This is a genomic window from Peribacillus sp. N1, from assembly GCF_054600815.1.
Map to the genome: position 1 here is coordinate 1 of NZ_BAAHZO010000023.1, position 1,232 is coordinate 1,232.

The following is a 1,232-nucleotide window of genomic DNA, read 5'->3' on the forward strand; positions in this document are numbered from 1 at the left end:
CTTTTTTAACGGTTAAGTTAGAAAGGGCGCACGGTGGATGCCTTGGCACTAGGAGCCGATGAAGGACGGGACTAACACCGATATGCTTCGGGGAGCTGTAAGTAAGCTTTGATCCGGAGATTTCCGAATGGGGAAACCCACTGTTCGTAATGGAACAGTATCTTTACCTGAATACATAGGGTACTGAAGGCAGACCCGGGGAACTGAAACATCTAAGTACCCGGAGGAAGAGAAAGCAAACGCGATTTCCTGAGTAGCGGCGAGCGAAACGGAATTAGCCCAAACCAAGAGGCTTGCCTCTTGGGGTTGTAGGACACTCAACATGGAGTTACAAAGGAACGGGGTAAATGAAGTGATCTGGAAAGATCCGTCGAAGAAGGTAAAAACCCTGTAGTTGAAACTTCGTTCCCTCCTGAGTGGATCCTGAGTACGGCGGGACACGAGAAATCCCGTCGGAAGCAGGGAGGACCATCTCCCAAGGCTAAATACTCCCTAGTGACCGATAGTGAACCAGTACCGTGAGGGAAAGGTGAAAAGCACCCCGGAAGGGGAGTGAAATAGATCCTGAAACCGTGTGCCTACAAGTAGTCAAAGCCCGTTAATGGGTAATGGCGTGCCTTTTGTAGAATGAACCGGCGAGTTACGATTTCATGCGAGGTTAAGTTGATGAGACGGAGCCGCAGCGAAAGCGAGTCTGAATAGGGCGAATGAGTATGAGGTCGTAGACCCGAAACCAGGTGATCTACCCATGTCCAGGGTGAAGTTCAGGTAACACTGAATGGAGGCCCGAACCCACGCACGTTGAAAAGTGCGGGGATGAGGTGTGGGTAGCGGAGAAATTCCAATCGAACCTGGAGATAGCTGGTTCTCTCCGAAATAGCTTTAGGGCTAGCCTCAAGATGAGAGTATTGGAGGTAGAGCACTGATTGGACTAGGGGCCCCCAACGGGTTACCGAATTCAGTCAAACTCCGAATGCCAAATACTTATTCTTGGGAGTCAGACTGCGAGTGATAAGATCCGTAGTCGAAAGGGAAACAGCCCAGACCACCAGCTAAGGTCCCAAAGTATACGTTAAGTGGAAAAGGATGTGGAGTTGCTTAGACAACCAGGATGTTGGCTTAGAAGCAGCCACCATTTAAAGAGTGCGTAATAGCTCACTGGTCGAGTGACTCCGCGCCGAAAATGTACCGGGGCTAAACGTATCACCGAAGCTGTGGATTGACACCGTTGG

General features: G+C 50.2%; 1 rRNA gene. It reads left to right on the forward strand.

Annotated features, from left to right (window positions below):
- Positions 1-10: 10 nt before the first annotated feature.
- Positions 11-1,232 (forward strand): 23S ribosomal RNA (locus ACYP5M_RS26495); the annotation flags it as partial.